Below are 21,576 nucleotides of genomic sequence, written 5' to 3'. Positions count from 1 at the left end.
TGAAGCGGCTCCGGTTGCACTCTCTGCTCCTGCAATCAACGGTTAGTCTCTAGCGGTTTGAGCAAGATGAAGCCCTCCGAGATTCGGAGGGCTTTTTCACGCTTAAATGGATTAGTCAAAAAGAGCTGCTTAGTTTGAGAGCTTATTGCAAGGCTTGTGCAGCTTAACAAATTAGCTGTGTTACTAGTCGCGCAGTTTGTTCAGCACTGTCAATAACGGCGATCGATTTTGCCGCTATTGACATCTTCTCTAGTTGGTCACGATTCTGCAATAGTGCCAGTATCGATCGCTGAAGCTGCTCTACGCTCAATTCTGACTGGCGAAACATCTCTGCCGCGCCTGCATCGACCATTACTTTTGCGTTAAACGCTTGGTGATCTTCTGCGGCAAAAGGGAACGGAATTAGAATTGCAGGTGTTCCGGTTACAGTAAGCTCCGTGACTGTGCCGGCTCCAGCACGGCTGATTGCTAGATTCGATCGCATTAATAGTGCTGCCATGTTTTGGTAGAACGGCAACGCCAAATATTGGGAATGCTGCAAGCTTTTTGCATCTGGGTCGTTTTCTCCAGTTAGATGAACAATCCAAGCGCCTTTGTCAAACCAAGCAGGTGCAGCTTTTCTGACCAGTTGGTTCATTGCCACTGCACCCTGACTTCCACCAACTACAACAATCAGGGGAACATCATTCGGGATCGGTAAATCTAGCTTGTCCTGATGTGAAAGGGCGGCTCTGAACTGCGATCGTACAGGAGTTCCGACGACGACAGTTTTTGCTTTTGGTAATGATTTGGCGGCAAGCTTGAAGCCGATCGCAACTGTCGTACACCACGGCGCAAAGAATCGCGTCACTTTTCCGGGTAAAGCGTTCGACTCATGCAGAATTACGGGAAGACCCAGCGATCGCGCTGCAATGATTGCAGGTGCAGAAATATATCCGCCTGTTGTGAATACCCCGTCAAAGCGACCTTTTTGCAGAATTTGTCGCACGTTCCAGATTGACTTGATTAGGCGGAATAAAATCTTGACTGTTCCTAGCCCTAGTTTTTGTTGGAATCCTGCAACTGAGATGCGATGAATTGGATAGCGATCGCCCACAAGCTGCGATTCTAAGCGATCAGGGACACCAAGCCATTCAATTTCAAAGTCGGGGAGTTGTTCTGCAACAGCGATCGCGGGAAAGACGTGCCCTCCTGTGCCGCTTGCAGCAATCAGGAGACGACGAGATTTTTTTTCTAGCTGGGGAGATGATTGCACGATGAACACTTCGCAATTCACGAAGGGCATTCTATCGTACTCGGAGCCGGAAGGGAATTTTTTGCGTCAATCAAAGAGAGCGAGTTGGATGATGTTCGAGTCAATTGTAGAAGGTTTGCGGCGGGTTGTGGTTTTGTGAGGTTTAATTTCTACGTGGGCGACGAGCCAACTCCGTAGCCAAGACGATCGCTCTAAGTCCAAGTTGTCGAGATCCAGTGCAGCCGGAAATAAATCAGGAGAGGGCAATTGCGCCCATTGAATCTCGCTCTCAAAACGATCGTATCCAAAAGGTAAGACGGATTCAGGCATTCGAGTAAGATGCGGCAAGAAGTCTGAACTTTGGCGGAAGTGAGATCGTTGTACTTCTAGTTGCTGCACTCGCCGATGCCGCGCTTCTCGATAGTTCAGAACCGGTGCTGGATAACCTTTGACTCGCGGCGGTAGACCGAGCTGAACTGTGGGAATGTGGGCAAGTTCTGGAACCCATTTTTTAATGAATTCACCATCGGGATCGCAGCGATCGACGGCGGCTTGCTCAGGATTGTAAATGCGAGTCCAGCTTTTATCTAAGCAATGCGTTACACCTGCCTGCATTGCCCATTGATAGTGATCGATCGGGCAATCCCCATCGATTAGATGTCGCATGAAATGGAGCGCTCCGTAACGCCAATCGATTCCAAGTAAATTACTCAGAAAGCTTGAGTACAAAGCACGCGATCGAAAATTCATTGCCATCCATCCGCCTGTGGCTTCCAAGCAACGAGCGGCAGCATCAACGATTGGGAATCCGGTTTGTCCAGTTTTCCAGGCTTTGTAAAGGGTTTCATCGAACCGCCAACCGTCTTGATCGAACACAGAGTAGAGCGATCGGAGTTCTAATTGAGGGAGATAACGAAATCGCTGAGCGAAGCCACTTCCCCATCGCAAGCGTGAGATAAATTGTTTTCGACTGCGTTGTATTTTCTGATTGCTGTCGTATCTCAATAAGCGCTGTACAGTTTGATAACATTCACGGATTGAGATTACCCCAAATTTGATGTGTGGACTCAAGCCAGAAGTGATCTCTGCGCCGGGATAAGAGAGTTGCCAATAATATCGATCGACTTTCTCGGTTAAGAATTCTTGGAGTAGAGTTCTGGCAGCCTGAGTTCCCGCAGGTGGAATCATTTTGCGATCCGGTAGCAATCCTAAGTCTGTGAGTGTAGAAATCGGTTCACCCAACACATCATCAGGAGTCGGAATGTTGATTGGCGTTGGCAACAGTTCCGACTCCATTTCGCGATACCAAAATTTCCGATAATCGGCATAAGGAATGAGTTCCGAGATTGCGGCGGTTGTCTCAAACCAGCGAATTCTTAGATTTTGTTGTGCCAAAACACGATTGAGACGGGCATCTCTCACTCGACCATAGATGCGCTCATAGTCAACATAAGCATAGATACCATCTGAGCCAGTTTCGCGAATCAGATTTGGCAGAATCTCAAGGGGATCACCGAATCGCAGAATTAAGCGACCTCCTCGATCGCGCAACTCCTGATCGAGCGATCGCAAACAATCCAGCATAAATGCGACCCGCGCCGAACCTGTCTCCGGATGATGCAACAAGGCACGATCGAAGATAAACACCGGAATCACAGCACCTCGCGACGCAGCCCGATGCAAAGGAGCATGATCGCTAATGCGTAAATCCCGGCGAAACCAAACGATCGTTCGCTTCATGAATGTTGTTCAAGATATTGATTGATGTCTTCGATCAGGCGACTCAGTTCGGCTTCGGTGTTGAGTCGGATGCGATCGTCGCGCAACGTTACGAGAACTCTTGCTGCAAATGGAGATGCCCAGATGTTTGGATTGCAAAAAAGCTCAAGAAAAATATCGCCTGTGTAACGATATTCCATGGAAGGTTGAGGTGTGGCTTTGGTGCCTGTCTTTGTTGCGGTTGTTTTCAAGCATCCCATTAGTTCGTTGAGGGCTGCTTTTAGCTCTTGTGCGGCTTCGGGTGTAAAGCGGAACATCACTGAGCCATTATCTAAATTTAAAGTGAGTTGCGTCATTGATTCAGTCTTTATGATCCATTCTAGAATGCGATCGTAAAGCTGAAGTTTCTAGCTGATAATCTTTCACAACAATTCTCAAGACTAGATCAATGATTAGTTGTGTCATTGCCGCGATCTTGATTTGAAGATGAGAATTTTGTCAAAAAGTTTTCGGTATTATGAAAACCAAAAAGCTTTTAGTAGCAAAGCTTTGGAGCATTTTTATAAGCGAGATCTACACTAAAACCATTGCTATCTGATATTGGTATGGTTCTAGATAATCGATCAACCGTCCGTAAAGTTCTCGTCATTACTCTGCTTCTAAATCTTTTTGTTCTATTGCTAAAAGCTGTAGTGGGATGGTTTACCGGATCACTCAGTTTACTAGCGGATGCACTACATAGTTTGACCGACAGCGCGAGTAACGTTTTGGGATTAGTTTCCAGCCGGTTCTCATCCCCTGTACCCGATCGCGATCATCCTTATGGGCATCAGAAATATGAAGCCATTGGAGCGCTAGGCGTTGCAGCTTTCTTAGGAATTGCGTGTTTTGAGATTTTGCAAAGCGCGATCGAGCGGCTGACCAAGACCAGTGAACCCGTGAAAATTGCTGGAGCTGAACTTTGGCTATTGCTGATTGTGCTTGGAGTAAATCTATTCGTCACTTTTTATGAGCGGCGCGAGGGAATGCGCGTCAATAGTCCGATTCTGATCGCAGATGCTCAACACACGATGAGTGACGTTTGGGTGACGATTAGCGTATTGGGTGGATTAATTGGAATTTGGATTTTCAATTGGCAATGGTTGGATGTAGTGCTGGCACTACCCGTTGCAATTCTGGTGTTTTATAGCGGTTGGAAAGTCTTAAAGCAGAATTTACCGTGGTTGGTAGATGAGATTGCGATCGCGCCCGAAGCAATTCATGCGATCGCAATGACTGTTCCGGGGGTCATTAACTGTCATGACATTGCCTCGCGGGGGGTCGTTGGGCGACAAACCTTCATCGAAATGCACTTGATTGTAGATGCAGGGGATGTCGAAACTGCTCATCAAATCACCGAAGAAGTGGAAGCGCGACTAATTGAAAGGTATAGCCCAGTTCGAGTGATGATTCATGTAGAGCCACCGTCCTACCAAGAAGATCACATCAGCTTCGGGATTTAGCGATCGGGCAGCCAACTGGCGACGCGCCACCATTCTAAAGCAGTTTCAGGCGGGATTTTTAACCGTGCGATACCCGATGTGAGAGGCAGAACCAGCGTGAGTTTTGTGTCGGTATCCAACTGAGTCAGAACAGGTTTGAAGTCATATTCGCCAACCTGAGCAACCGGAAACTCTTTTGAGGTGACATCCTCAGCGTGAAACAGCGATCGATTCGCTTCGATTTCTAGCGGTTGCTGGTGGTTTAACGTGACAAGACCGGGAAATCCAATCACTCTCAAGTGAATCAGGTCTGGTTGTCCGAGCGGAAACTTTTTATAAAACACAACTTGCCAAGCGCGATCGCAGTCGTCTTGCAGCTTTGATAAAGAGCGGAACAGAACGCCGTTTGCATCCGAATAAGTATGAACCGAGGCGATGGCAAAATTCGTGCCGATCGTCCAAATCAGAATTGCTAAAACGCAACTTTTCCACAACCACGCCCAGTTTTCCACAACTCTCGTTCCGTTTTCCACAACGTTGATTTATTGCTTCCCTTCAAATTGTGAGTACCACACCAGGTTGCCAACAATGTTAATTCCCAAAGCAATGCTGCCAACAATCCAACCGAGTTGAGGGTTGTAGCTGCCACGGCTCAGCGTTTTCATCCATTGGTGCGTCTGGTCTGAGGACAACAGTTGATCGGCAATAAACGGAAAAAGATACATCAACGCTGCTCCAGCAATGAGCCATACAACCATTGAGGCAAGCAGAAAGACAGTTTTAGCGACAGATTGACTACCCATTGTGAAGATCTTAAATTGTGCGATCGCAGATTAAGGTTTTAAGTGAGCGTACCACGATCGACAGTCAGTACGCCCAGCATGAACCGGTACACTGAGCAGGACTCGAACCTGCCAGTAACACACTTATCGGGTGTGTGCGTCGTCCCCTTTCGCCTTCGGTTGCACCATCCCTATATTCTCTAAGTAGAAGGCTCTCTTGGAAGAAGGCAAGGTGGATTATTCTTGCCTTCCTCGGATCAAACTATTCAGCTTTCATAGTTTGGTGTGAGTGTTGTTTAGAGTATTGTTTACAGTTTCAAACAACCTTCGTGTTGGACTTTTGAAATGGCTTCGGCTTGTTGACGCTGCGATCGAATTTCAGCGCTACTTAGTCCTCTGCGCCGATCGTAGCTAAAGTTCCAGGAGTCCGATTTCGGTGATTTCAGAATTATTTCGTCACCTCTGGTTTGTCTTCTTTCATACTACATTAGTATTACATATTGTATTACAAAATTGTCAAGCGCGTACTACAATTTCTGCCTGCAGGACAGTTCACTTCTAAAAAAGAACCCCGCTCCTGATGTGCCAGAAGCGGGAGGAGGGTGAGAATATTGCCCTACGCAGAATACAGAGTTCGCCTGTATTGTCCGCTTTCTACACGGATAATTTTTCAGCCAGTTTTCTGGCATAAATCCGCCTTCTAACCCCGAAATTGAAAGGTTAGAGGTGCAGTTATGTCTGCTTATGTCGTTTTGAATTAAGGCGCTGCAGAAAGAAAAATGCTGTAAATCTTTGTAATATGCGTGTAGCATATCAGCAGGACATACTACACACATATTACAAAGCCATCCAGACCCTTTACGAAGTTTTTAGGCACAGTGTGATCGTACTTCCATGCTTGCTTTGGGAAAAAGTGCCCATTCTACGAGATACTTTTGGGAGGACAAACCGCGATCGCACCGTCGAACCCGGAGCGTCTCGCACTTTGTTTTAGTAAGTTGAGTATTAAGAGAGAGTCCAATGGACGAAGACAGCATTAACAACATGGATGCTCCAACCGTAACCCTAACAGATGAGGCAGGCTTGACCCTCACCTGCTACATCGAGCATTCTTTGGACGTGGAAGACCAAGAATATGTGCTGTTACTTCCCGTTGACTCGCCGATCGAGATTTTCGCTTGGCAGGAAAATGGCGACGAGGATGAAGCAGTGTTAGTCGAAGATCAAGAAACGCTCAATACAGTGTTTCCGATTGCAAAAGCTGTTCTAGAAGAACAGAACCTTGCTCTGAAGCAGACGGCGGTGGTCTTGACCGTAGAGGGCGATCTACCCGACCTGGATGAAGAAGAAGCGTGGGCAGGAGTAGAATCTGACTCTGAGGACGATCAAGAGGAGCTTCAACTGCTGGCTAGCTTCTGGCACGAGGAGCAGGAATACGCAATTTATACTCCTCTTGATCCGTATTTCATCCTGGCTCGGTTAGACGAAGACGGAACGCCGCATCTGTTATCTCAAGAAGAACTGAAGAAAATTGAGCCAATGTTACCGATGATCGAAGATCAGCTTTTTGATGAGATGGAGTAATCGGTTTGGAGTCGGTCAGCAGATTTGAATCATTTATATTCAAGTGTTTTTTGATCGACTCCTAAAAAACTTTTTTAATCTATACTAGGCGCGGCAGGCTGGACGGAATATTGATCCCCGTGATCATCAATGCTTGTTAATTAGTCCTTTTTATATCCGTTGACTTATTGGTAAACTCCATTACTATTTGTTTTCAGCAAGGTATAGTTTTCAGCCCGCCTGTGTAGTCCTTCACCTTACATTCCAGATGAAAATCGCTAAACCTATTGCGAGAGTCTCGTTTTTCCTGTTTCTTGTCGGGGCTGCACTCGGACTATCGGCGTGGCGTGCCCAAGCTTGGTGGAGTTTTGCTAGTTCCCCGATCGCACCGCAAGCAGACTCAAACTCAGGAAAGCGAGTGATCATTCAGATTCCGCAAGGGACTTCCGCTCAACAAATCGGTCAGGAGCTTGAAGCCGCAGGACTGATTCGATCGGCAAAAGCCTGGGAAGTTTGGGCGCGTTGGTTGATGTGGAAAAATCCCGATGGTGGGTTTCAGGCTGGAAACTACGAGCTTTCAACTGGGGACAGTTTGCAGACGATCGCTGAAAAAATCTGGACAGGACAAGTGGCGCAGCGCAGCTTTACGATTCCTGAAGGCTGGTCGCTGAAACAAATGGCGAACTATTTCGAGAAGCAAGGATTTTTCAAGGCGCAGGATTTTCTCGCAGCAGCAAGCCAAGTCCCGAATGCGGAATATCCCTGGTTGCCACAGAATTTGCCGTTTCTTGAAGGCTTTTTGTATCCCGATACTTATCTAATTCAAGCGGGTTCAGAGATTACGCCCAAGCAGGTTATCCAGCAAATGTTGAGCCGCTTCGAGCAAGTGGCACTCCCGGTTTACAACCAGAAACGCGGTAAAACAAATCTTTCTTTGCTGCAATGGGTGACGCTTGCAAGCATTGTGGAGAAAGAAGCAGTGATTCCAGCCGAACGCAACCGGATTTCTGGTGTATTTCACAATCGGTTAAAGAAAAACATGACGCTTGGATCTGATCCAACGGTGGAATACGCGCTTGGAGTGCAGCAGACTCCTGAAAATCCGCTAACTTATGCTCAAGTCGCAACGCCTTCACCGTATAACACCTACGTCACACCGGGACTGCCCCCGACTCCGATCGCCGCTCCCGGTATCGCTAGCCTCAAGGCAACGCTAGTACCCGAAGCAACCGACTACCTTTACTTTGTGGCGCGTTATGATGGGTCGCACGTCTTTAGCCGCACGTTAGCCGAGCATGAATCAGCACAGGCGAAGATTCGCGATCGCGTCGATGCTCAAGCTCAAAAAGGGCAACCCGCTAAGAATCAATCACGTTGAATCCGTGATTTTTAGGTACGAGATCAGGCTACGATCGCTCTAAGCTATAGATACCGTTAACCAGTTCTTTGATAAACGATTGGTAAACGGCTATTGTAGCTATGATTGTGTAGCTGTGATTGATTTTATCAAAAGCAACTCTTACGCTAGTAATCACGCTTCTTTCAATCCTGTCCAACCTTGCGAGCGACACACCATGTCTTGGGGCAAACTCTTACAACCTGATCTTCTGCTCAATACGACCATTCTTGGGTTAACGCCGGATCTGCTACGCCAGAATAACCTGCGTGGTCTAGTGCTAGATGTCGATGAAACACTCGTTCCGATTACAACGGCTGAGATTTCAGCAGAGTTACTGCCTTGGGTTGAGCAGGTACGAGAGATTACTAGTATTTGGTTGGTGAGCAATAATATCAGCGAGAGTCGGATTAAGCGGATTGCAGACGTGCTGAAAGTGCCTTACTTCACGGGAGCAGGCAAGCCATCACGACGCAAGCTCAGACGAGCGGTAGAAGCGATGAATTTACCGCCGCAACAGGTGGGTATGGTGGGCGATCGACTGTTTACCGATGTGCTGGCTGGGAATCGGTTAGGGATGTTTACGATTTTGGTGCAGCCGATGGTTGATCCGGCGGCGGAAGTTGCACGGCGGTATCCGGTTCACGCACTAGAGATTCGGTTGTCTCAGGCTCTGGGAGCCACTTTGACTCCGCACAAGCATCAAATCTAAAGAAAAGTTTAGAGAATGGTGGAGTCTAGGAAAATTTTGAGATTCTAGATATAGCTCAAATGGAGCCAGCGATTATAAAGGCTCTAATCCATAAATCTCTGTGAATACTAAGTGGACTGCCAACTCTAAAACGGGTTGGCAGTTTGCTTTTAATCTAAGTTGCGTCCTGTGAGTTCAACGAAAATATCTTCCAGGTTTGAAGGGCGCGTCATGGTGCCTGTTTTGTCGGGCAATTGTTCTAGATAATGGTTGGCATCCTCGACGGTTGGAAAGAACTTATAGTCCCAATGTTCACCAGACTGTTTCATTAGAATTCCTTTACCATGCTTCTGGCGTAATTCTTCTAATGTACCGAGCGAGATTAACTTGCCAGCATCCATAATGCCGATACGATCGCACAGATATTCCACTTCATCCATATAGTGCGTCGTCAATAGCATTGTCATTCCTTGCCGATTGAGTTCGCGAATAATTTCCCATAGGCGGCGGCGAGTTTGTGGATCGAGTCCAACCGTGGGTTCATCGAGAAAAAGTATTTCCGGTTTGTGCAGTAGAGCGCGGGCAATTTGCAGGCGACGCTTCATACCGCCTGAAAGCGTTTTAGCGGGGTCATTGCGTCGATCGTTCAGTTCAACATATTCCAGCGCTTGATCAATCTCCTTTTGCCTGCGGGGATTGGGAATATGATGCAATCGCCCGTGATACTCCATGTTTTCCCAAACGGTTAGATCGCTATCGATACTGATTTGCTGGAGGACAACGCCGATGTGGGATTTAACGAGCGATCGCTGATTAATCACGTCAAACCCTGCCACTTGAATTCGACCTTCGGAGGGTTTAGTTAGAGTCGTTAGCATCCGAATTGTAGTGGATTTGCCTGCACCGTTTGGACCTAACAGCCCAAACATCTCCCCGGCTTGAATTTCAAACGACAAACCATTAACAACTGGAACGTTGTTGTAAACCTTATGAACATTTTGAAGAGAGACAGCAGCAACCATTTAGCATTATCAATATCGCAACCTTTGTTCACACTATCGTAAGATCGTGTCAAAACCATACGCAGCCGGATGGATTGTCAGATGAATTTGCTCGGATGGGCACACTATGAAAACTTTTCACTTGTGGAATATGTGTTAAAGGTTGCGATTGATGATGTCGATCGTTGAAGATCCCAACCTCAATCAACGCATTTGGAAACTCTAAACTCTTGCCGGATCGCTGAATCGAATCTTGAGATAATCCTCTTCCATCTTTGCACCTGAAGGCTGTAGCGCAGCTAAGGCTTGCGGTAACACTAAATTACGGCGATGATTTCCGATCCGAACATTCAATTCATCGCCTGTTTTACTCAGTTCAATTTGCGTCTTTTCAATTCCCGGCAAATACAGTTCTAAACTGTACTGATTCTGTTCTTGAACCACGCGCAATGTGGTTTCTTTGTAGTACAACTGTGATGGATCTTCGTTGTTTGGATAAAGCGTATCTTTCAAGCGATCGAGCGCTTCCAAACCACACATTTCCTGAGAATATAGCGGAACCTCTTTAATCGGCAATGGTGAAAAGTTCGCGTGAATTTCATCTCGATATTGGCGCTGATTTTCTTTCCACTGCTGGAAAAATGGGTCAGAAACCGAGTCAGGAATGATCCGATTTGCCACGACTAAATCGGTTGCAACATTGTACAAACTCAAATAAGCATGAGCGCGAAGGGATTCTTTGATCACCATCTTTTCAGGGTTCATCACCAACCGTACCGTTGTTTGAGTCGGATCAGTTAGCACTTTTTCTAAGGCTTCGATCTGTTCGTAAAACTCATAAGGTGCGTCCATGACTTCCTTATCTGGAAGCGAGAAACCTGCGATCGGGCGGAAAATCGGTTCAACCAACGGACGCAGCGCGACCGAAATTCCCTGAAACGGCTTGTAAAACTTCCGCATATACCAGCCGCCGACCTCCGGCAAACTCAGCAACCGCAGCGCGGTTCCCGTTGGAGCCGAATCAATAATCAATACATCAAATTCCCCTTCATCATAGTGCCGCTTCATTCGCACTAATCCGAAAATTTCATCCATTCCTGGCAAAATTGCTAACTCTTCCGCCTGCACGCCGTCGAGTCCACGTGCCTGCAACACTTGAGTAATGTATCGCTTCACCGCTCCCCAGTTGCCCTCTAATTCCATCAAGGCATCAAGTTCAGCCCCCCAAAGATTTGGGCGAACTTGTTTTGGTTCGTGCCCTAACTCCAGATCAAAGCTATCCGCCAGCGAGTGAGCCGGATCGGTACTGAGTACCAGAGTCCGGTATCCTAATTCAGCACAGCGAAGCCCAGTCGCGGCTGCAACCGAGGTTTTACCAACGCCGCCTTTTCCGGTCATTAGAATTACGCGCATGGAGATCGAGTCCCTATATGAGAATTACTTTACATTCTTTAACCCAATTCTAGCGTTGATTCGCAGTTGAAAAGGATAGAAACTAAAAACGCTCGATCGAGTGCGATCGAGCGTTTCCAAAGGCAATTCAGGGTAGGCGTAGAAGTTCCCGCAAAATCCTTATGTCCGTAATTATACTGCGATTTCTGTGGTTTTACTGAAACTACACATTGAAGCGGAACAGCATCACATCACCGTCCTGTACTACGTATTCTTTACCTTCACTGCGAACCAAGCCCTTTTCTTTAGCCGCATTCATTGATCCAAACTCAATTAGATCTTTGTACGCAACGGTTTCGGCTCGGATAAATCCGCGCTCGAAGTCGGTGTGAATTACTCCTGCTGCTTGAGGCGCAAGCATTCCCGTTTTGATTGTCCAAGCGCGGGTTTCTTTAGGCCCAGAGGTAAAGTAGGTCTGTAAGCCTAAAAGTCTGTAGGTTGCGCGAATCAGGGATTTTAGACCGCCTTCTTCTACACCTAAAGAAGCGAGGAAATCGGCGCGATCGTCTTCCGGTAACTCCACTAATTCGGATTCAACCTGCGCGGAAATGACGACGACTTGTGCATTTTCCTGCGCTGCGACTGTCCGAACTTGTTCAACCCAATCGTTGCCGGTTGCCAAGTCTTCTTCGGAAACGTTGCAAGCATAAATCACAGGTTTGCGAGAGAGTAACCCTAGCGGTTTGATCAGGGCTTCTTCTTCTTCATTCAGTACCACTTGACGCGCAGATTTGCCTTCATTCAGGGCGGCACTCATACGTTCTAAAATTTCGAGTTCTTGCTGTGCTTCTTTGTTAGAGCGAGCTTGCTTGCGGGTGCGATCGATGCGGCGATCGATTTGATCCAGATCCGCCAGTCCCAGTTCTAAATTAATCACTTCGATATCGCGGACTGGATCAACAGAGCCAGCGACGTGAATAATATCATCATCGTCAAAGCACCGAACGACATGAACGATCGCATCAACTTCACGAATATTCGCCAAAAATTGGTTGCCCAAGCCTTCACCCTTTGAGGCTCCTTTGACTAAGCCTGCAATATCCACAAATTCAACTCTTGCCGGGATAATCTCGGCAGATTTGGAGATGCCTGCTAGTTTATTGAGGCGATCGTCTGGAACCGCGACCGTGCCGACATTGGGTTCGATCGTACAGAAGGGATAGTTGGCGGCTTGGGCTTTTGCATTGGCAACGACCGCATTAAATAAAGTTGATTTTCCAACGTTGGGCAATCCAACAATCCCGGCTCTTAGCATGATTTAGTGTTTGAAATAAAAGGTTAGGACGGAGAAGGAACAGGTTCAGTTGGCTCAGACTGGCTTCCGGGAATAGGTTCCGGTGGCAGATCGGGAGCTGGAGTCGGAATCGGACTTGGTTCTGGAGTCGGATTGGGTAACGGCGATGGAAGTGGATTGGGTGGGGAATAAACCATAAAACATCCTAACGATAATTTGGCTCCCCTAACCTAGAAAATAATGAAGCGCGATACATCTGTCATGAGATCAGGTTATGAAATTGGACGATAGCTCCGCTTCCCGAAGGGTTCGCACTCCATTACTCGAAATGCTGACAAAATGCGCTCAGAGCCAGAACGCAGCATTTCACACTCCTGGACATAAGCGTGGTCAGGGCAGTTTTGAGGGATTTCGAGCGTTAATTGGCGATCGAGCACTTCAAGCTGATTTACCCGAATTACCAGAGTTAGATAATTTGTTTGCGCCTCAGGGTGCGATCGCCGAAGCACAATCTTTAGCGGCAGAAACATTCGGAGCCGAGCAAACTTGGTTTCTGGCAAATGGCTCGACGTGCGGAATTATTGCGGCAATTCTCGCAACCTGTGATCCAGGCGATAAGATTCTTTTGCCTCGAAACGTCCATCAATCAGCGATTTCTGGATTGATTTTGTCGGGTGCCATCCCTATGTTTTTGCAGCCTGAGTATGACTCTGTTCTCGATATTGCTCACAGTGTCACACCTGAAGCGGTTGCGATCGCACTCAAACAACACCCCGATGCCAAAGCAGTTCTGATCGTTTATCCCACGTATTACGGTGTTTGTGGTGATTTAAAGGCGATCGCAGATCTGACTCATGCAGCAGGAATTCCGCTCTTAGTCGATGAAGCTCACGGCGCACATTTCACGTTTCATCCAGAGTTTCCAATTTCGGCAATGGCAGCAGGTGCAGATCTCGCAGTGCAATCGACACACAAAACTCTATCCGCACTAACGCAAGCTTCGATGTTGCACGTTCAAGGCTCTCGAATTAATCGCGATCGCATTGCCCGATCGCTGCAATTGACACAATCAACTAGCCCAAATTATTTGCTGCTCGCTTCCCTGGATGCTGCCCGCACTCAGATGGCAAGTCAGGGAAAAGAATTGATGAGTCAGACGTTAGGGCTTGCCGATCGAGCGCGATCAAATCTGAAAAATGTTCTTGAATTTTCCACTTCTTCGGGCTGCTTTGCGGTTGATCGCACTCGGCTCACAATCACCGTTTCTCATCTTGGTCTAGATGGTTTTACGGCTGATGAATTGCTGCAAAGTTTTGGTGTTACGGCTGAGTTTCCATCGCTTCAACACCTAACATTCATCATCAGTTTAGGAAATACCGAGACGGATATCGATCATTTAATTGAAGCGGGCGATCGTCTTCCAGTAAACACCCCGATTGCGCCAATTTTAGAAAAAGTTGTACAACCCTCTGCTGCTCCCCTACTTTCCCCGCGTGAAGCCTTTTTCGCTCCGTCTCGATTTCTGCCACTAGAGCAAGCGATCGACCAAGTTAGCGCCGAATTAATCTGTCCCTACCCGCCCGGAATTCCAGTCCTGCTACCGGGCGAGCAAATTACAGCAGATGCGATCGTGCTTCTTCAATCTGTTCTAAACGCAGGCGGCTTTATCAGTGGATGCAGCGATCCCACCTTGAATCAGTTAAAAGTCGTTTCCTGAATCACAATAGAGAGATGCCCCTGTTCCGCTAAGTTTTGTATGGCTTCCCCGCTCTGGTCTTATGTCACACCTGGAATTCCTGACGAGTTGTTTGAGAGCTTACCCGGAATTCCCATGAGTCAGCGTGAAATCCGTCTACTGCTGCTTTGCCAACTTCGACTCCGACCGGATTCTGTCTTATGGGACATCGGAGCCGGAACCGGAACCATTCCCGTCGAAGCGGGATTATTGTGTCCGCAGGGTCAAATTGTCGCGATCGAGCGAGATGAAGAAGTGGCAGCCTTGATTCAGCGTAACTGCGATCGGTTCGGAGTAAAAAATGTTGAAATCATCGAAGGCAGTGCCCCCGAATGTTTAAAGAATCTCAAACAGATGCCCGATCGCGTGTGTATTGAAGGGGGTCGATCGATCAAAGCAATCCTGGCGGAAGTGTGGCATTTACTCAGACCTCAAGGGCGCATTGTAGCGACTGCTGCAAGCTTAGAGAACCTCTATAAAATTTCAGAAAGCTTTGCTGAACTTCATGCCCGGAATATTGAAGTGGTGCAATCCGCGATTAATCGGCTTGAAACTCGCGGTACGAGTCAATCCTTTGTCGCCGTCGATCCGATCTTCGTTCTCAGTGGCGAAAAGCTCGAATGAAATTTCATGCTGCACTCTGATAAAGTGATCCAAATGACGCTTAACCTTCTTAACCTGACTCTAACTTTGAAGTAGGACAAACCCCAAGAGCGGGTTGAGAAAGGGACAGTTAGACCAAGTTTCTATCGTGAACGCTGAAAATCTTATGCCTTGGTCTCGCATTCTCAGTGGCTTTGTTGCGATCGTCGTCGCTTTAGTAATGTTCTTACTGGGCGGCTGGTATTTCACTGCGTTTTTTGCGGTGATTATTTACCTCGGACAGTTAGAGTATTTTGAGCTTGTCCGCGCTAAGGGAATCGCTCCCGCTGTGAAAACAACGCTTGTAGTGACGCAAATTCTTGTCTTCATCTCGAATCTCAATCCCGCCCTAGCAGATGCAATCTTCCCGGTTGCAGGAACTTTGATCTGTTTCTATCTGTTGTTTCAGCCAAAATTCGCCACGATCGCGGATATTTCCGCTTCGATCATGGGGTTGTTCTACGTGGGATATTTGCCAAGCTTCTGGATCAGACTGCGATCGCTCGGACAAGCTGACCTGAGCAACCTTCCGCTTGATGGCTTCTGGATCACGTCTTGGCAAAGTTTAGACGCACTTCCTCAAGGACTCACCCATACGCTGTTGGCATTTGTGTGTATGTGGGCGGCAGATATTGGTGCTTATACCGTGGGTCGCTGGATCGGTCGAACTCGTCTTTCTGACATCAGCCCGAAAAAGACAGTTGAGGGTGCGGTGTTTGGCGTGTCGGCAAGTGTGGCAGTTGCGATCGTCGGCTCTTGGTCTCTCAACTGGTCGGGATGGCCAATCACAGGAGTCTCGATCGGCTTATTGATCGGAATTGCCAGCTTGCTCGGAGATCTAACCGAATCGATGATGAAGCGCGATGCGGGCGTGAAAGATTCAGGTCAGCTTATTCCGGGTCACGGCGGTATCCTCGATCGTGCTGATAGCTACGTCTTTACTGCGCCCTTGGTGTACTACTTCGTGACGATCGTTCTGCCGCTACTGCCTCACTCTTAAACAGGAAGAACGATTAATTTCCCCTGACAAGTCACTTTTTCGGGATCGATCGCGAGTTCGTGAATCTCAGTTTCACTGCCCAAATTGAACGTATAGCCATCGAGGTCAGAGAGCGGCAGTCCTCGCTTTGCGGTCACATGAGGAAGCCACTGAGGATTCACGAGCTTCAGTAAATTCGGAGCCGTCAGCGCAAATCCGGTGCGAATCGCGATCGGGGTTTCATTGCCACTGTCAGAAACCAACGTTGCGCCCAAAACGACCTGCTGCGATCGCAGTTGAATTGTCAGGTTTTGCAAATTGAGATCACGATTGCTACTGATCCCCGCAGCCCCAGATTGTAAAAGCGTTTGTAAAAATTCTGTCACCCCCGCTTTGAGCAAGGGAGCATTCAGCGACGCATTCAGATCTGCTGCTTCTAACAAAACTGATCCCACAATCCGAATCGGTTCGAGCAATCGAAAAGGTTTGCCTCGCACGACTTGCCCTGCATTTACTCGAATATTCTGTCCAGTTAACTCGACCTGATTCAGCACTAAGCCCTGATAGATTGCATTCTTTGCCGACAGGGTGACTTGCTCGATATAACCGGAAAGAATTTGACGATCGCCTGCTGTAATCTCAACCTGTAACGCTTCAACCTGCTCAACCTGCGACCTGAGCCACAGTTGCACTGCGGGTCTCAGCGCTTTACTAATCAGTCGGCTCCTTCTGCTTGAAGGTACGTCCGATTCAGGGGTCGGTTCCTCAAATTCAGTCGTTTCGCGATCGCCCAAAGTCATACACCGTTTTTCGAGGTAGCTTACAGCAGTTTACAGGAAAGCCTCTGCTTCTGAATAGTGTCATGAAATGCTGACACTATTCCCTATTTTTGATCCCAGCTACGATCCCAAACTCGTTGAATTATTATGATACTCTGACATAACGATCCCGAAATTCCCCGAAAACCCGTAAAAAGCCGTTAAATCAAGCGCTCCCACCCCTTGATCGATTAGAGGGTTTCCTGCACTATATGAAACATCTTTTGATCCCCAACCTCCAGTTTCTCTGAATTGGGTGATCCCCTGACCGCAATCTGCGATCAAGAAGATGCCTGAGCGCTTGAGAACGGACTGAAACATAAATCACGGAGAAGTGATATGGCTACAGAACGTCCCCCTCTCACTGAAATGACGCTGCGTCAACTACGTCGAGTTGCCAGTGAATATGGCGTATCACGCTATAGCCGGATGCGAAAAGATCAACTGCTTGCATCGATTCAGGAGATTGAACGGACACGATTTTCCCCTACCCCATCACGCACCTTAGAGGCACAGGAAGCCGTGGAAGCAACTAAATTCGACGTTGGACAAGATGACCCTCAATTAGAAACTGTGATCACGGCAAACGTGCTATCAACAGTAGATGCCGACTTGATTGATCTCCCAGAAGGATACGGAGAAAGCCGAGTCGTGCTTATGCCTCGTGATCCGCAGTGGGCATATGCGTATTGGGATATTCCAAACGAGCACAAGCAAGAACTCCGTCGTCAAGGTGGACAACAGTTAGCGCTGCGCGTGTATGACGTGACGGAGATCAACCTGGATTACCAAAGCCCCCATAGCGTCCAAGAATATCCCTGCGATGAGATGGCGCGGGAATGGTATTTACCTGTTCCGGTGAGCGATCGTGATTACGCGATTGAAATCGGTTACCGATCAGCAGACGGGCGCTGGCTGGTACTAGCGCGATCGGCTCCGGTGCGAGTACCTCCGGTTTATCCCTCTGACTGGATTGAAGATCACTTCATTACCTTGGCTTGGGAAGAAGATCTGCGCGGCAAGACCTTTGCAGAACTGGTTCCCCCCAGCCAGAAAACTGCAGTTGCAGGCGTTAACGGTGGAGTCCAAGGCAACCCGATTTACGATCAGATCTTTGGCATGGCGCAAACCACTGAAGCGATGCGGATTGCAGGATCGCTCTATGGTTCGATGCAGCACTCTGCCGCCGCACCGCACCTTGAGGCGATTAGCTCTTATGTGTTCCCGTCGGGTGTGGGAATGTGGGCAATGCCAACAGTATCGGGTCTAACGATGTCCGGTGTTGGCTTCTCGGCTTCGGCACCACCTATTCGTCCGCGTAAGTTCTGGCTGATTGCCGATGCGGAACTGATCGTTTACGGGGCAACAGAACCCGATGCCACGGTGACGATCGGCGGTCGTCCGATCAAACTCAACCCGGATGGAACCTTCCGCTTCCAGATGTCGTTCCAGGATGGGTTAATCGACTTCCCGATCATGGCAGTGGCGGCAGATGGCGAACAAAATCGCGAGATTCACATGAAGTTTGAGCGCGAAACGCCTGCACGCCGCACCAACACGAAAGAAGAAGCGATCGAAGAATGGCTGGCATAGACCAGTCAAAGCACGAAGGATGATGATAAAACCGAGTGTTTCATCCTTCTATTGAGTTCTCCCTTCCACCCTGATCAGCAATTGGTCAGGTTTTTTTTATGGTTGCGATTACATTAGAGAAGAAGGATGTTAGTTCGCCCTCTAACTATTTATCTGTAATTGATATGACTTTGGATGAATTGTCTGCAATGCTCACGAGTCTCTTTGGAGAGCAAGCTCAGGCGCTAGCTGTGGGATCGTTTCAGGTTGAAACGCCGCAGTTTCGATTATTAATCTTGTTATCTGAGGATCAAACCTGGTTGCGGGCGCTACTGCCGATCGCGCCTGCCCAGGATGCCGAACCCTATTGGGAACAGCTTTTAGAAGCAAACTTTGATTTGACCCAGGAAACCCGCTATGCCTTGCATCAGGGGGTACTGTGGACTGTGTTTCAGCATTCACTGGCGGATTTGTCGATCGCAGATTTACAGGCTGCGGTGCAGCGGCTGATTGCGGTGCAGCAGCAAGGATTGGATGAAGTGTTTAATACCTTTGTTGAAAAGCGGATTCGCCAGATTGTACAAGTGGCAAAGCGGCAAGGACAATCTTTAGAAGCAACCATGCAAACGCTCGATCGCTTCTACCAAGAAGGAATTATGGGAGACTTAGCGATGGGGGCGCAGTCTCGCTCTCAGACAATGGATGCTTGGCAACGACAATTGAGACGACTGTGGGATGAGGTGGAGCCGTGAATTTAGTCGAACAATTGCGTCAGGATTATGCACGGTTCCCAGCCGATCAGACTTACAGCCTGTATGCATCGGATGTGTTTTTTCAAGATCCGATGAATCGGTTTGAGGGAGTCGATCGCTATCGCGCCATGATCAAGTTTATTGGGACGGCGTTTCTGAATGTGCGAATGGATTTGCACGCGATCGAGCAGGTCGGCGATGAAATTAAGATGCGCTGGACGCTGAGCTGGAATGCACCGTTGCCGTGGAAGCCGAGAATGGCAATTTCAGGTAGAAGTGAATTAAAGGTGAATCCCGATGGGCTGATTTCATCGCACATCGATTACTGGGATTGCTCGCGCTGGGAGGTGGTGAAGCAAATCTTTAACTCCAGCACAGATTAATATCTTATGTGAGAAAAACTGGGGCGCTAGGATTCGAACCTAGGAATGCCGGGACCAAAACCCGGTGCCTTACCGCTTGGCGACGCCCCATCGCATCGCTTTAAGTAATATAACATCAACCTCCGAAGTTTTGTCAAAAAATTTCTTTCGTATCAAGTCGTACTGCTTCAGAGTGGAGCAATCCATATGATGGAAAGATAACATCGTGACGTTTTATATCACTCGATTCGGAGCCGTGCGATCGTGAATGCAGCCGAACAAGCGACCAGTTTAGAACTCGCCAGCAAAATCGCCACCGTCACCAACCTGATAAAAACTGATTTTCCTGATGCGCGTGTGGATCTCAAGCCTTGGGCAAATGATCCAGATACCCGCGAATGGATTGATCCAGAGTCGATCGATCTTGGCTTTCACTTTCCGGGGCGGAGTCGATCGTTTCAGTGTCGCAGTGCGTTGATCCAGATTCGCTTTCACTTTGATACAGAAACCCAGGATCGACGAGCGATCGGGATTGAAGCCGCCGGATTTGACCACAAGGGCAAGCAATGGCAATTTTCAACGGTGCAGCATTGGATGTTTGAAGGAGAGAGCCAACCTGCACCCGAAGCGGAGGCAAGACTCAAAGCGTTTTGTCAGCGAGTGCTAGAAATTTTTAACCAAACTGAGTGAGATCCGGCTGCCAGCGATGGCGCGTCAGACTGAGTTTACCGTTGCAATCGAACTCGATCCCCTCGGATTCGAGCAGCGATCGCTGAATGTAGTCCATGCCTTCTCGGAGCGGCGACATCGAGATTTCGCCCTTAGCATTAATCACACGATGCCAAGGGACTGCTAGATTCGGATCGGTGGCGCGAAAGAGCGCATATCCGACTAAACGCGCTTGTCTGGGCAGCCCTGCAAGTTCGGCAACTTGTCCATAAGTGGCAACTTGACCATAGGGAATTTGACGGACAACGTTGTAAATCTGCTGGTACTTAGACATCTACTTCAAGCGGCAAACAAAGGCTGCGAGTGCTTTATGGTAAGCTGTTTCGGGTTTGATCCAGGGATCGTTTACGACTTTATAATTGATTCGCGATCGTGATTCAAAATATCCCATTTTTACGGTACGAAACCGTTGCATCTTACAGTTCATTTCGACTTGGGAATAAGCTGCCTCTGCATTCACAACTTCATAAATCACGTTACTCCCTGCTTTTTGAATGCCATTGACGTTCACGTAGGCAGTTCCGTCGAACTGAGTGTTGGGAACTTCTTTCCAAGCTGGATTTTTTAGCTCAAGTCGTTCGGCAAAAGCGGGCATCGCAATCAAAAGACCGATCGCGGCAGGGAGGATTCGTAAATTCATAAGATTCTCAAGGCGGCTAGATCAAGATAAGGTTGTCCCATCTGTCCTTGCAGAACTTTCAAAGGCTGATCAGGTTCCCCTAGCTGATCGACGACGATCGCGGCTCCGCTGAAGTCTTGCGATCGCGTATAGTCGTTAAGCGTCACGACGGTCTTAATTCCGGCAGCGAGTGAGGCTTGTAATCCCTGGTAAGAGTCTTCGATCGCAATACAATCCGCTGCCCTCAAATTTAACTTCTCCAACACATAGAAGTAGACATCCGGTGCGGGTTTCTTATGTTCAACCATGTCGCCTGCCCCGATCACTTCAAACCAGTTGGGGCTATCGGGTGCGAGTTCGGTTTCGAGTAGTGCTACCACGTTCTCCGGTCGGCTGGTGGTGGCGATCGCCAGTCTTATCCCCGCCTGTCTTGCTTCTTCGATCAATCGCTTTACGCCTAGACGCAGTGGAATGATGCCCTCTTTGACTAATTCCTGATAATGCTCGGTTTTTGCAGCGTGAAGTTTGGCTGTAAATTCTTGGAGATCTTCGCCCTTTGGCACTTCTGCTTTGTGGGTTTCTACATATTGCTGAATCCGCTCTCTGCCGCCTGCGACTTCGAGCAATTGCCCGTAGAGATCGATCGACCAATCCCAATTCAGCCCGAAATCCGCAAAGGCGCGATTAAAAGCAATCCGGTGCCCGTCGCGTTCGGTATCGGCTAGCGTGCCATCAACATCAAAGATTAGCGCTTTCAGATCAGACATAAAGAATTTTTTGGAGTGAATTTCCTGATTCCACGATCGTACAACTGT

The 21,576-nt window shown here is 48.2% G+C and carries 24 protein-coding genes and 1 tRNA gene; 11 read left to right on the top strand and 14 right to left on the bottom strand.

Going from position 1 to position 21,576, the window contains the following annotated elements:
• Positions 1-163: 163 nt before the first annotated feature.
• The 3 genes from murG to H6F51_01490 are packed head-to-tail and all read right to left on the bottom strand — an operon-like array spanning position 164 to position 3,309.
• On the bottom strand, positions 164-1,285 hold the full coding sequence (murG, locus tag H6F51_01500; GenBank protein ID MBD1821196.1) for an undecaprenyldiphospho-muramoylpentapeptide beta-N-acetylglucosaminyltransferase: 1,122 nt from the start codon (positions 1,283-1,285) through the stop codon (positions 164-166).
• A gap of 36 nt (positions 1,286-1,321) precedes the next feature.
• The gene (locus H6F51_01495) at positions 1,322-2,974 is read right to left on the bottom strand and encodes a deoxyribodipyrimidine photo-lyase (protein ID MBD1821195.1); all 1,653 of its coding nucleotides are present in this window, start codon (positions 2,972-2,974) and stop codon (positions 1,322-1,324) included.
• Positions 2,971-3,309, bottom strand: a complete 339-nt coding sequence (locus H6F51_01490) for a hypothetical protein (protein ID MBD1821194.1) — start codon at positions 3,307-3,309, stop codon at positions 2,971-2,973. The genes H6F51_01495 and H6F51_01490 overlap by 4 nt, the downstream gene beginning before the upstream one ends.
• Positions 3,310-3,558: 249 nt before the next feature.
• Between H6F51_01490 and H6F51_01485 the strand changes: the two genes are divergently transcribed.
• Positions 3,559-4,455, top strand: a complete 897-nt coding sequence (locus tag H6F51_01485) for a cation transporter (protein MBD1821193.1) — start codon at positions 3,559-3,561, stop codon at positions 4,453-4,455.
• On the opposite strand, the gene H6F51_01480 is transcribed toward H6F51_01485, so the two are convergent.
• Both H6F51_01480 and H6F51_01475 read right to left on the bottom strand, forming a co-directional pair.
• Positions 4,452-4,946, bottom strand: coding sequence for a DUF3122 domain-containing protein (locus H6F51_01480; protein ID MBD1821192.1), 495 nt, complete (start codon positions 4,944-4,946; stop codon positions 4,452-4,454). The genes H6F51_01485 and H6F51_01480 overlap by 4 nt on opposite strands.
• A gap of 30 nt (positions 4,947-4,976) precedes the next feature.
• Complete coding sequence (locus H6F51_01475) at positions 4,977-5,237, bottom strand: hypothetical protein (GenBank protein ID MBD1821191.1); 261 nt, start codon at positions 5,235-5,237, stop codon at positions 4,977-4,979.
• Between the two features lie 999 nt (positions 5,238-6,236).
• Between H6F51_01475 and H6F51_01470 the strand changes: the two genes are divergently transcribed.
• From H6F51_01470 to H6F51_01460, 3 genes are all read left to right on the top strand, one after another.
• The gene (locus tag H6F51_01470) at positions 6,237-6,800 is read left to right on the top strand and encodes a DUF3727 domain-containing protein (GenBank protein MBD1821190.1); all 564 of its coding nucleotides are present in this window, start codon (positions 6,237-6,239) and stop codon (positions 6,798-6,800) included.
• 247 nt (positions 6,801-7,047) lie between these two features.
• On the top strand, positions 7,048-8,157 hold the full coding sequence (gene mltG / locus H6F51_01465) for an endolytic transglycosylase MltG (protein MBD1821189.1): 1,110 nt from the start codon (positions 7,048-7,050) through the stop codon (positions 8,155-8,157).
• Between the two features lie 196 nt (positions 8,158-8,353).
• Positions 8,354-8,887, top strand: a complete 534-nt coding sequence (locus tag H6F51_01460) for a YqeG family HAD IIIA-type phosphatase (protein ID MBD1821188.1) — start codon at positions 8,354-8,356, stop codon at positions 8,885-8,887.
• A gap of 149 nt (positions 8,888-9,036) precedes the next feature.
• On the opposite strand, the gene ccmA is transcribed toward H6F51_01460, so the two are convergent.
• From ccmA to H6F51_01440, 4 genes are all read right to left on the bottom strand, one after another.
• Entirely contained in the window at positions 9,037-9,888 is an 852-nt protein-coding gene (gene ccmA, locus H6F51_01455) for a heme ABC exporter ATP-binding protein CcmA (GenBank protein ID MBD1821187.1), read from the bottom strand.
• A gap of 201 nt (positions 9,889-10,089) precedes the next feature.
• Positions 10,090-11,280, bottom strand: coding sequence for a TRC40/GET3/ArsA family transport-energizing ATPase (locus tag H6F51_01450; protein MBD1821186.1), 1,191 nt, complete (start codon positions 11,278-11,280; stop codon positions 10,090-10,092).
• Positions 11,281-11,482: 202 nt separating this feature from the next.
• The gene (gene ychF / locus H6F51_01445) at positions 11,483-12,574 is read right to left on the bottom strand and encodes a redox-regulated ATPase YchF (protein MBD1821185.1); all 1,092 of its coding nucleotides are present in this window, start codon (positions 12,572-12,574) and stop codon (positions 11,483-11,485) included.
• Positions 12,575-12,597: 23 nt separating this feature from the next.
• Positions 12,598-12,750: a hypothetical protein gene (locus tag H6F51_01440; GenBank protein MBD1821184.1), complete on the bottom strand. Its 153-nt coding sequence runs from the start codon at positions 12,748-12,750 to the stop codon at positions 12,598-12,600.
• Between the two features lie 77 nt (positions 12,751-12,827).
• Here H6F51_01440 and H6F51_01435 point away from each other — a divergent pair, with 77 nt between their 5' ends.
• The 3 genes from H6F51_01435 (at position 12,828) to H6F51_01425 (ending at position 15,930) form a co-directional block, all read left to right on the top strand.
• Positions 12,828-14,270, top strand: coding sequence for an aminotransferase class I/II-fold pyridoxal phosphate-dependent enzyme (locus H6F51_01435; protein ID MBD1821183.1), 1,443 nt, complete (start codon positions 12,828-12,830; stop codon positions 14,268-14,270).
• A 39-nt stretch (positions 14,271-14,309) separates the two neighbouring features.
• Entirely contained in the window at positions 14,310-14,912 is a 603-nt protein-coding gene (cbiT, locus tag H6F51_01430; protein MBD1821182.1) for a precorrin-6Y C5,15-methyltransferase subunit CbiT, read from the top strand.
• A 145-nt stretch (positions 14,913-15,057) separates the two neighbouring features.
• The gene (locus H6F51_01425) at positions 15,058-15,930 is read left to right on the top strand and encodes a phosphatidate cytidylyltransferase (GenBank protein ID MBD1821181.1); all 873 of its coding nucleotides are present in this window, start codon (positions 15,058-15,060) and stop codon (positions 15,928-15,930) included.
• Here H6F51_01425 and H6F51_01420 read toward each other — a convergent pair.
• On the bottom strand, positions 15,927-16,709 hold the full coding sequence (locus tag H6F51_01420; protein MBD1821180.1) for a DUF2993 domain-containing protein: 783 nt from the start codon (positions 16,707-16,709) through the stop codon (positions 15,927-15,929). The two genes, H6F51_01425 and H6F51_01420, sit on opposite strands and share 4 nt — an antisense overlap.
• A gap of 357 nt (positions 16,710-17,066) precedes the next feature.
• Here H6F51_01420 and H6F51_01415 point away from each other — a divergent pair, with 357 nt between their 5' ends.
• The 3 genes from H6F51_01415 to H6F51_01405 all read left to right on the top strand — a co-directional run bounded on the left by H6F51_01415 (position 17,067) and on the right by H6F51_01405 (position 19,434).
• Positions 17,067-18,320, top strand: coding sequence for a DUF4912 domain-containing protein (locus H6F51_01415; protein ID MBD1821179.1), 1,254 nt, complete (start codon positions 17,067-17,069; stop codon positions 18,318-18,320).
• A gap of 164 nt (positions 18,321-18,484) precedes the next feature.
• Positions 18,485-19,051 carry a hypothetical protein gene (locus tag H6F51_01410; GenBank protein MBD1821178.1) on the top strand — a complete coding sequence of 189 codons (567 nt, stop codon included), beginning with the start codon at positions 18,485-18,487 and terminating at the stop codon, positions 19,049-19,051.
• On the top strand, positions 19,048-19,434 hold the full coding sequence (locus H6F51_01405) for a DUF2358 domain-containing protein (protein MBD1821177.1): 387 nt from the start codon (positions 19,048-19,050) through the stop codon (positions 19,432-19,434). Before H6F51_01410 ends, H6F51_01405 begins: the two co-directional genes overlap by 4 nt.
• A gap of 18 nt (positions 19,435-19,452) precedes the next feature.
• On the opposite strand, the gene H6F51_01400 is transcribed toward H6F51_01405, so the two are convergent.
• Positions 19,453-19,524, bottom strand: a tRNA-Gln gene (locus H6F51_01400).
• A gap of 153 nt (positions 19,525-19,677) precedes the next feature.
• On the opposite strand from H6F51_01400, the gene H6F51_01395 reads away from it, so the two are divergent.
• Entirely contained in the window at positions 19,678-20,103 is a 426-nt protein-coding gene (locus tag H6F51_01395; protein MBD1821176.1) for a hypothetical protein, read from the top strand.
• On the opposite strand, the gene H6F51_01390 is transcribed toward H6F51_01395, so the two are convergent.
• Genes H6F51_01390 through H6F51_01380 form a run of 3 tightly spaced genes read right to left on the bottom strand, consistent with a single transcriptional unit; the run spans position 20,087 to position 21,528 of the window.
• Complete coding sequence (locus tag H6F51_01390; protein ID MBD1821175.1) at positions 20,087-20,416, bottom strand: methylated-DNA--[protein]-cysteine S-methyltransferase; 330 nt, start codon at positions 20,414-20,416, stop codon at positions 20,087-20,089. The two genes, H6F51_01395 and H6F51_01390, sit on opposite strands and share 17 nt — an antisense overlap.
• Positions 20,417-20,782, bottom strand: a complete 366-nt coding sequence (locus H6F51_01385) for a hypothetical protein (protein MBD1821174.1) — start codon at positions 20,780-20,782, stop codon at positions 20,417-20,419.
• Positions 20,779-21,528 carry an HAD family hydrolase gene (locus tag H6F51_01380; protein ID MBD1821173.1) on the bottom strand — a complete coding sequence of 250 codons (750 nt, stop codon included), beginning with the start codon at positions 21,526-21,528 and terminating at the stop codon, positions 20,779-20,781. Before H6F51_01380 ends, H6F51_01385 begins: the two co-directional genes overlap by 4 nt.
• Positions 21,529-21,576: the final 48 nt, after the last annotated feature.

The organism is Cyanobacteria bacterium FACHB-DQ100, assembly GCA_014695195.1.
In the GTDB taxonomy this organism is placed as follows: Bacteria; Cyanobacteriota; Cyanobacteriia; order Leptolyngbyales; family Leptolyngbyaceae; genus Leptolyngbya.
The sequence above is the reverse complement of the archived record's forward strand: the minus strand, read 5'-3'. Positions and strand labels throughout refer to the sequence as shown.

Coding starts and splice junctions, on each gene's coding strand:
- H6F51_01450 (MBD1821186.1), bottom strand. CDS start 11,280: ATGCGCGTAATTCTAATGACCGGAAAAGGCGGCGTTGGTAAAACCTCG.
- H6F51_01390 (MBD1821175.1), bottom strand. CDS start 20,416: ATGTCTAAGTACCAGCAGATTTACAACGTTGTCCGTCAAATTCCCTAT.
- H6F51_01470 (MBD1821190.1), top strand. CDS start 6,237: ATGGACGAAGACAGCATTAACAACATGGATGCTCCAACCGTAACCCTA.
- H6F51_01485 (MBD1821193.1), top strand. CDS start 3,559: ATGGTTCTAGATAATCGATCAACCGTCCGTAAAGTTCTCGTCATTACT.
- H6F51_01460 (MBD1821188.1), top strand. CDS start 8,354: ATGTCTTGGGGCAAACTCTTACAACCTGATCTTCTGCTCAATACGACC.
- H6F51_01495 (MBD1821195.1), bottom strand. CDS start 2,974: ATGAAGCGAACGATCGTTTGGTTTCGCCGGGATTTACGCATTAGCGAT.
- mltG (MBD1821189.1), top strand. CDS start 7,048: ATGAAAATCGCTAAACCTATTGCGAGAGTCTCGTTTTTCCTGTTTCTT.
- ccmA (MBD1821187.1), bottom strand. CDS start 9,888: ATGGTTGCTGCTGTCTCTCTTCAAAATGTTCATAAGGTTTACAACAAC.
- ychF (MBD1821185.1), bottom strand. CDS start 12,574: ATGCTAAGAGCCGGGATTGTTGGATTGCCCAACGTTGGAAAATCAACT.
- H6F51_01490 (MBD1821194.1), bottom strand. CDS start 3,309: ATGACGCAACTCACTTTAAATTTAGATAATGGCTCAGTGATGTTCCGC.
- H6F51_01410 (MBD1821178.1), top strand. CDS start 18,485: ATGACTTTGGATGAATTGTCTGCAATGCTCACGAGTCTCTTTGGAGAG.
- murG (MBD1821196.1), bottom strand. CDS start 1,285: ATGCCCTTCGTGAATTGCGAAGTGTTCATCGTGCAATCATCTCCCCAG.
- H6F51_01440 (MBD1821184.1), bottom strand. CDS start 12,750: ATGGTTTATTCCCCACCCAATCCACTTCCATCGCCGTTACCCAATCCG.
- H6F51_01415 (MBD1821179.1), top strand. CDS start 17,067: ATGGCTACAGAACGTCCCCCTCTCACTGAAATGACGCTGCGTCAACTA.
- H6F51_01420 (MBD1821180.1), bottom strand. CDS start 16,709: ATGACTTTGGGCGATCGCGAAACGACTGAATTTGAGGAACCGACCCCT.
- H6F51_01475 (MBD1821191.1), bottom strand. CDS start 5,237: ATGGGTAGTCAATCTGTCGCTAAAACTGTCTTTCTGCTTGCCTCAATG.
- cbiT (MBD1821182.1), top strand. CDS start 14,310: ATGGCTTCCCCGCTCTGGTCTTATGTCACACCTGGAATTCCTGACGAG.
- H6F51_01425 (MBD1821181.1), top strand. CDS start 15,058: ATGCCTTGGTCTCGCATTCTCAGTGGCTTTGTTGCGATCGTCGTCGCT.
- H6F51_01435 (MBD1821183.1), top strand. CDS start 12,828: ATGAAATTGGACGATAGCTCCGCTTCCCGAAGGGTTCGCACTCCATTA.
- H6F51_01385 (MBD1821174.1), bottom strand. CDS start 20,782: ATGAATTTACGAATCCTCCCTGCCGCGATCGGTCTTTTGATTGCGATG.
- H6F51_01380 (MBD1821173.1), bottom strand. CDS start 21,528: ATGTCTGATCTGAAAGCGCTAATCTTTGATGTTGATGGCACGCTAGCC.